Source organism: Pseudoalteromonas sp. TAB23 (assembly GCF_000498075.1).
In the GTDB taxonomy this organism is placed as follows: Bacteria; Pseudomonadota; Gammaproteobacteria; order Enterobacterales; family Alteromonadaceae; genus Pseudoalteromonas; species Pseudoalteromonas arctica.
Window position 1 is genome coordinate 1 of the sequence record NZ_AUTP01000108.1, and the last position, 7,526, is coordinate 7,526.

The following is a 7,526-nucleotide window of genomic DNA, read 5'->3' on the forward strand; positions in this document are numbered from 1 at the left end:
ATTGAACCAAAATAGGAACTCAGCTATGGTTTGTTTATCAATAAAAACAAATTTAAAAACGAGTTAATCTACAGGCTCGTTAGTTTACTGGTGTACTTAAAATAGATATGAGTTTAAATAAAGTTATTTTATTATTTTCTCTTTCATTATTTCTTGTCTGCGGATACTTAAATGAAAGGCATGGTGCAGAAGATTGGATAGCTTCATTCTTCTTATATAGCGTTGCGCACTATTATATTTTGCCTTTCTGTACGGGGAAGCCTATGTCATTACCATATTCAAGTGAAGTCGCTATTAAAGGTGAAAGAGATGGTTACCGCTATTTTTTGTTTGGGATCTCTTTCGTGTTGGGGTTAGCGGTATTAGCAAATTAAGTAAAAAGTAAACTAACAAGCTGTTCAAGCGGGACAAATTACAGTTGGCTGGTTCCGCTTCGCTACACATTTTAGCCAACTACAATTTGCCCCTTAACAGGGCGTTAGAGTTTAGGTTTAACCGGAATAATTAATTATGCCTACAGAAAAAGTAATACTGTTATTCATATATCCAATTGCGATTTCAGCAATTGGATCTGCAATTACATATTTTTTGACTTATCGGAAGCTTAAAAGAGAACAATCAATATTATTGGTCAACAAATTAGCAGATAAACAATTGGAAGCAGCTGAAGCCGTATGGGCTATTTTTGAACCTACTTCAATTTCTATTGGTGATGATAAACTTATCTCAATCCAGAACGGTGAGTATATATTGAGCCATGAGAATGCAGCCTTATTCGTTAATGAGATGAATAAAGTATTTTGTGGAAAACATGGTTTATATTTTCCTAAGAAATTTAGGCACTGTTTCCATGAATTTAGAGACTTTATAATTTATAACTTTGTAGAAAGAAAGGTTGAATTAAATTCTGAATTGGTGGAAGAATTTGAATTAAAGAGAAGGGACGTACGGCTTGCAATTAGAAATATTATCGGTAGTTGTGATTTACTAGCAATCAATGACATCAAAAATGAAAAACTCTAACAAGACGTTCTAACGGACATTGCTCCTCACCCGTTTTAGTGGACACCTCCTCATCACTTTGAGGAGGCTAAAATGCCTAGATATACTCAACCTAGGAAGACATGGTTTTACCCAGTTAATTTCAAAATCAAAGTGTAGTGGCATAGTGATTTTGACCACTATTTACATACAAACTTGTATAAAACCAAGTGGGGCTTTTTTATGTCGTAGTTTTATTAAAAACGCCCACTAATGTTAAACTACAAAAAACTTAATTACTTAATATAGCTATGGCATTTTACATTCCTTTATTACAACCTTACTTTAAGCACATTGAAATTGGCGATACGCTTACATCACTTTGGAGTGGATGTGGCAGTATTGTGCAGTGCCAGCTTGATGATGAGCCATGTGTTATTAAAGCTATTAAAATACCCAGTTATATACACCATCCTAAAATTAAACAAAGCGAATTTGCGCTTAAAAGAAAGCAGCACTCGTATAGCGTTGAATACACATTTTATAAGCTTTATAGCCAACATTTACCAGTACATGCGCAAAGTATTGAATGTATAGGTGCAATTAATAAAGACGATGAATACGCGCTGGTGTTTAAAAACTTTACCAAACATGGGTTTACTCAAGCAGGGCCACAACATGTTAAAGCTATATTAAGGTGGCTTGCACACTTTCATGCGTTTAACTTAAGTAAACCCGCTGAAGGGTTATGGCAGCAAGGCAACTACTGGCATTTAAGCACACGCCCAGATGAGTTTAATAAACTAAAAGATAACCTTGATAAAAAGTCCGATATTAAAAATGCTGCACATAAAATAGATGAGCAGCTACAAAGTTGTGCGTATAAAACGCTAATTCATGGCGATGCAAAACTTGCTAACTTTGCAGCAAATGAGCACGATAAAATACTCGGTTATGATTTTCAGTATATAGGTGCAGGTTGCGGGATAATTGATGTAATGTATTTTATGACCAGTTGCTTGAGTGATGTACAATTGCACGAGTGCGCTGATGAGTACCTTGCGTATTATTTTGATAATTTAAAGGCTGCTATTACAGCTTATCACCCTTGGGCACCAGCAAGTAAAATAGCTGACGATTGGCTCGCTTTATGGCCTGCTGCATGGGCTGACTTTTATCGATTTTTAGCTGGGTGGAGCCCCGAGCATCAAAAAATAAATAGTTATATGCAACAGCAAGTAAACAGCTGGTTAGCGAGTAACATTTAATAAACAGATTTTGCTAATCTCTTGCATAAATATCAAGCAAAACAATACATTTTGGCACGATGTATGAAAATCTCTTTAAAACTACAGGTCAAATGACCTTTTTTAATATAAAATACTGCAAATTCTTGTATCAGTAGGTTTATATCATGGCAATTCACGTTATTTCTCACCCTCTTGTTCAACATAAACTAGGCCTAATGCGAGCGCATGGTATTAGTACTAAAAGCTTTCGTGAATTATGTTCTGAAGTTGGAACTTTATTAACCTACGAAGCAACTAAAAACCTACAGTTAGAAGATAACGAAATTACAGGCTGGGATGGCAATAAATTAAAAGTAGAGCACATAAAAGGTAAAAAAATTACCGTAGTGCCTATTTTGCGTGCTGGTCTTGGCATGATGGACGGTGTTATGCAGTTATTACCAGCCGCTAAAGTAAGTGTTGTTGGTCTTGAACGTAACGAAGAAACACTAGAACCAGTACCATATTTTGAAAAGCTAGTAGGTAATATTGATGAACGCCTAAGCTTAGTTATTGACCCTATGCTTGCAACGGGTGGCTCAATGATTGCCACAATCGATATGCTTAAAAAAGCAGGCTGTAAAGAAATCAAAGTAATTGTACTTGTTGCAGCACCAGAAGGTGTTGAGAGAACACTTGCCGCTCATCCAGATGTAGAAATATTTACAGCCTCAGTAGATAGCCACTTAAACGAAAAGGGCTATATTATCCCTGGTTTAGGCGATGCAGGCGACAAAATATTCGGTACTGTTTAGGAGTCTTAAGTGCAAAATAATGACACCTTTTCAATAAAAACTATTTTAACGGGCGCGCAAATGCTGTTTGTAGCATTTGGTGCATTGGTATTAGTGCCGCTTTTAACGGGCTTGGATCCTAATGTTGCGCTTTTTACCGCAGGCCTTGGTACTTTGCTGTTTCAGGTAGTGACTAAAGGCCAGGTGCCTATATTTTTAGCTTCATCGTTTGCCTTTATTGCTCCTATTATTGCCGCTGTGCAAATGTGGGGCGTACCGGCCACTATGGGCGGCTTAATGGTTGCAGGTTTTGCTTATATGCTTTTAAGCTTATTAGTAAAATTTAAAGGGGTTGCAACGCTTCATAAAATTTTACCGCCTGTTGTTGTAGGCCCAGTAATTATGGTTATTGGCCTTGCGCTTGCACCTGTTGCCGTAAATATGGCGATGGGTAAAAGTGGCGATGGCAGTATTCAAATTATTGATTACACTAGCGCTATTTATATTTCGTTGTTCTCGTTAGTGGTAACGCTTATTTTTGCAGTATGGGGAAAAGGCGTATTTAAGCTTATACCAATATTAGCAGGGGTTGTAGCGGGTTATTGTTTATCGCTTGGCATGGGCGTTGTGCAATTTGACGCAGTGACTAATGCACAGTGGTTTGCTGTACCAAACTTTACTTGGCCTGAGTTTAAATGGCAGGCTATTTTGTTTATGGTACCTGTAGCAATAGCACCTGCAATTGAGCATATTGGCGATATGATGGCTATTAGCCAAGTAACCAATAAAGACTTTTTGAAAAAGCCTGGGCTTCACCGTACTTTGTTTGGTGATGGCCTTGCGACTTCTGCGGCATCATTATTTGGTGGCCCGCCTAACACTACTTACTCAGAAGTAACGGGGGCAGTTATGCTTACCAAAAACTTCAATCCTAAAGTAATGATGTGGACAGCTGTTATTGCCATTATTTTAGCGTTTGTAGCTAAAATGGGATCTGGTTTGCAAACTATTCCTGTACCTGTAATGGGCGGAATTATGATTCTACTTTTTGGCTCTATTGCTGTAGTGGGTTTAAATACATTGGTTAAATCGGGCGATGATTTAACAGCACCACGTAACTTAAGTATCGTTGCACTTATTTTGGTGTGCGGTATTGGTGGTATGCATATTGGTGGTAGCCAATTTAGTTTAGAGGGCGTAAGCCTCTGCGCTATTTTAGGAATAGTACTTAACTTAGTATTACCAAAAGCAGAACCTGAAAAAGTTTAATTTTGCACATTAGCTAAATAGATTGCACCATAATAGCGCATTTTTAATGCGCTATTTTTTTAACTTGTTAATAAATATGAAAAAATAATAATGGTCTAGTATCTGCATTTAACTTCCAGAACGCATTGTATGCAAAGGAGTTACTATGTCAGAGGCCAATATTGTGGATATAACCCCGTTTTTAGCAAAACACCAACTGCCTTTAAAGTATCAATATTTGAGTGAGCAATATTTTGTTCCACTCGCGCATGACATCCTCGAATCTAAAAAAACAAATACTCCTATTTTTGTTGCCATAAATGGATGCCAAGGCTCAGGAAAAACAACACTCGCTGATTTTTTAGTTACCTGGTTTTCTAAAAACACACCACTTAACAGTGTTGCATTGTCTATTGATGACTTTTATTTAGCAAAACAAGCACGTAGTGAACTTGCCAAAGACGTACATCCTCTTTTTACTACTCGCGGAGTACCGGGTACTCACGATGTAGCGTTAATGAATAGCACAATAACTAACTTACTGGCAGGAGAGGTAAACGTACCGCTTCCACGTTTTAATAAACACGAAGACGACTGCGTGCCAGCAAGTGATTGGCTAACAAACGAAAAGCCAGTTGATATTGTTATTTTAGAAGGGTGGTGCGTGGGCAGTGAGCCACAACCGTTGTTTTCATTGAGTGAGCCGCTTAACGAGTTAGAGCAACAATTTGATAAAGAAGGCGTTTGGCGCCGCTGTGTAAACAGCTGTTTGGCAAACGAATATAAAGCCGTTTTTAACCTAATTGATTATACCGTTATGCTAAAAGCACCGAGTTTTAGTGATGTTTTTACATGGCGACAAGAGCAAGAACAAAAGCTAATAGCCAAAAAAGGTGAAGGCTCAGGCACCATGACTAACGAGCAATTGGTGTATTTTATTTCTCATTTTGAGCGCATTACGCGTGAGAACTTAAACACACTGAGCGCTAAAGCAAACGCTTTAATTGAACTTGATAGCAACCGCGATATTAGCGGTATGCACCTAACGAGTGATGACACCCTTCAACCTATTATTTTTACAGATTTGGACGGCACATTACTCGATCACGCCGATTACAATACAAATAATATCAGTGAGTTATTACAGCAGCTGCAAAATGCACATATTCCTGTGGTGTTTAATACCAGCAAAACTTTTTGCGAAGTTATAGAGCTTAAAAACGATTTAAACATTCAGCAGCCTTTTATTGTAGAAAACGGTGCTGCGGTATTTATTCCAGAAGATTATTTTGAACTTAAGCCTATAGGTTGCAAAAAAATAGGCGCGTATTGGTGCTACGCAATGGCAAAGCCGCTATCGAGTTTATTAAAGGACTTAAATACTTTAAAGGCAGATTATAAAGCACATTACAAATTGTTTAGTGACTTATCGAGTGAGCAAATATCAGAACTTACAGGTCTCGATGATGCGCAAGCAAGACGCGCACAAACCCGCGATTATTCAGACCCTCTTTATTGGTATGGCAATGACGAATTACTCACGGCTTTTGTAAACGATGTTGAAGCACTCGGCTACGATATAAAAATTGGTGGGCGCTTCATTCATATTGCCAAAAATACCGATAAAAGCGCTGCACAGCAGTGGTTAGTTAAACAGTTTACCCATCATTTCAGAAAGCCTCTCACGGTCATTGCATTGGGTGATAGCGATAACGATAAGCAAATGTTAGAGCATGCAAATATCGCCATTATTATCGCCAATCCGGCGAGTAAAAAGCCGGTTAAATTGTCGCACAATAAAGCACGATACTCTCAATCGCCAGCACCGCTGGGCTGGATTGAAGAAATAACATCGTTGCCGTGCATTAGCAGTATTTTAAGTATTTCTGAGGAGCAAACATCTCATGGCTGATTTTTATCAAAATGGCATTATTACAACATTACATAATATTGCCGACAGACCAATAGAAGATCTAGAAAAAGAGCTACTTACTTTTAGCAAGCAGCGCCCAATGGGATTAATACTTCCTTCGTTATTTAGTGAACTTGAAGGCCCTGCACTGCAAAATATAGTTAGCGAATTACGCGAAGTACCGTATTTATCGCAAATTACCATAGGTTTAGATAGAGCCGACGAAGCACAGTACCGCCATGCACTTGGTTTTTTTAAAGAGCTAAACCAAAACCATAAAGTATTATGGAACGACGGCCCACGCTTACAAGCACTTGATAAAGAATTACAAGAGCTAGGCGTTGCACCGCGTGAGCTGGGTAAAGGCCGTAACGTGTGGTACTGCATGGGCTATAAATTAGCAACAGCGGAAGTGGAATCTATCGCGCTGCATGATTGCGATATTTTAACCTACGACAGAAGCTTACTTGCTCGCTTAATTTACCCCGTTGCGCATCCGCGTTTTAACTATGAATTTTGTAAAGGGTTTTACCCGCGTACTGCGAATGGCAAAATTAATGGCCGTGTATCGCGCTTATTAGTAACGCCTTTGCTTCGCTCCTTTAAAACAATTTTAGGCAATACCGACTACCTTGAATATATGGACTCTTTTAGGTACCCACTTGCAGGTGAGTTTTCGTTTAGACGCGATGTTTTAAACGATATTCGCATTCCAAGTGACTGGGGCCTTGAAATAGGCGTACTGAGTGAAATGTATCGTAATTACTCCCATAACCGCTTATGCCAAGTAGATATTGCAGATAATTACGATCATAAGCACCAAGAACTTTCACTTGATGACCAAAGCGCAGGCTTGTCTAAAATGTCGATTGATATTACTAAGGCATTGTTTAGAAAGCTGGCAACACAAGGTGTTACTTTTACCAGCGAAACAATTCGTTCATTAAAAGCGACTTACTACCGTATCGGGCTAGATTTTATTGAAACCTATCACAACGATGCGCTTATGAACGGGTTAACGCTTGATGTACACCAAGAAGAAAAAGCAGTAGAAATGTTTGCACAAAATATTATGGAAGCAGGGCAACACTTTTTAGAAAACCCAATGGAAGCGCCATTTGTGCCAAGTTGGAACCGTGTTGTATCAGCAATGCCAGATGTACTTGAGCGCTTAAAAGAAGCCGTAGAGCTAGATAACGAAGAATATAGTTAACCTGCGCGCAGGTTAACTAGCCTATAAGTCTAAACAATAAATATTAGGGGCGCATGTGATTTCAGTTAGCGAATTATTTTTACAACGAGTAGAGCAACATCTTCATATTATTTATGAGGGTGTTGAGCTGCCTTTATCGGTTACTGAGC

The 7,526-nt window shown here is 38.5% G+C and carries 7 protein-coding genes; all 7 read left to right on the forward strand.

From position 1 onward, the window contains the following. Nucleotides 1–107: 107 nt before the first annotated feature. The 7 genes from L654_RS1000000127725 to L654_RS0102755 all read left to right on the forward strand — a co-directional run bounded on the left by L654_RS1000000127725 (nucleotide 108) and on the right by L654_RS0102755 (nucleotide 7,377). Nucleotides 108–374: a hypothetical protein gene (locus tag L654_RS1000000127725; protein ID WP_139016087.1), complete on the forward strand. Its 267-nt coding sequence runs from the start codon at nucleotides 108–110 to the stop codon at nucleotides 372–374. A gap of 136 nt (nucleotides 375–510) precedes the next feature. Further along, nucleotides 511–1,023 (forward strand): hypothetical protein, encoded by a 513-nt coding sequence (locus tag L654_RS0102730; protein WP_024607203.1) that lies wholly within the window; start codon nucleotides 511–513, stop codon nucleotides 1,021–1,023. Nucleotides 1,024–1,292: 269 nt separating this feature from the next. Beyond that, nucleotides 1,293–2,249 (forward strand): phosphotransferase, encoded by a 957-nt coding sequence (locus tag L654_RS0102735; protein ID WP_024607204.1) that lies wholly within the window; start codon nucleotides 1,293–1,295, stop codon nucleotides 2,247–2,249. A gap of 146 nt (nucleotides 2,250–2,395) precedes the next feature. Next, nucleotides 2,396–3,025, forward strand: a complete 630-nt coding sequence (gene upp / locus L654_RS0102740; protein ID WP_024591723.1) for a uracil phosphoribosyltransferase — start codon at nucleotides 2,396–2,398, stop codon at nucleotides 3,023–3,025. A gap of 9 nt (nucleotides 3,026–3,034) precedes the next feature. Next, nucleotides 3,035–4,273: a uracil-xanthine permease family protein gene (locus L654_RS0102745; RefSeq protein WP_024607205.1), complete on the forward strand. Its 1,239-nt coding sequence runs from the start codon at nucleotides 3,035–3,037 to the stop codon at nucleotides 4,271–4,273. 145 nt (nucleotides 4,274–4,418) lie between these two features. After that, nucleotides 4,419–6,164, forward strand: a complete 1,746-nt coding sequence (locus tag L654_RS0102750; protein WP_024607206.1) for an HAD-IIB family hydrolase — start codon at nucleotides 4,419–4,421, stop codon at nucleotides 6,162–6,164. Next, a complete protein-coding gene (locus tag L654_RS0102755; protein ID WP_002958673.1) occupies nucleotides 6,157–7,377 on the forward strand; it encodes a glycosyl transferase in 1,221 nt (406 codons plus the stop codon). Before L654_RS0102750 ends, L654_RS0102755 begins: the two co-directional genes overlap by 8 nt. The last annotated feature ends 149 nt before the right edge of the window (nucleotides 7,378–7,526 follow it).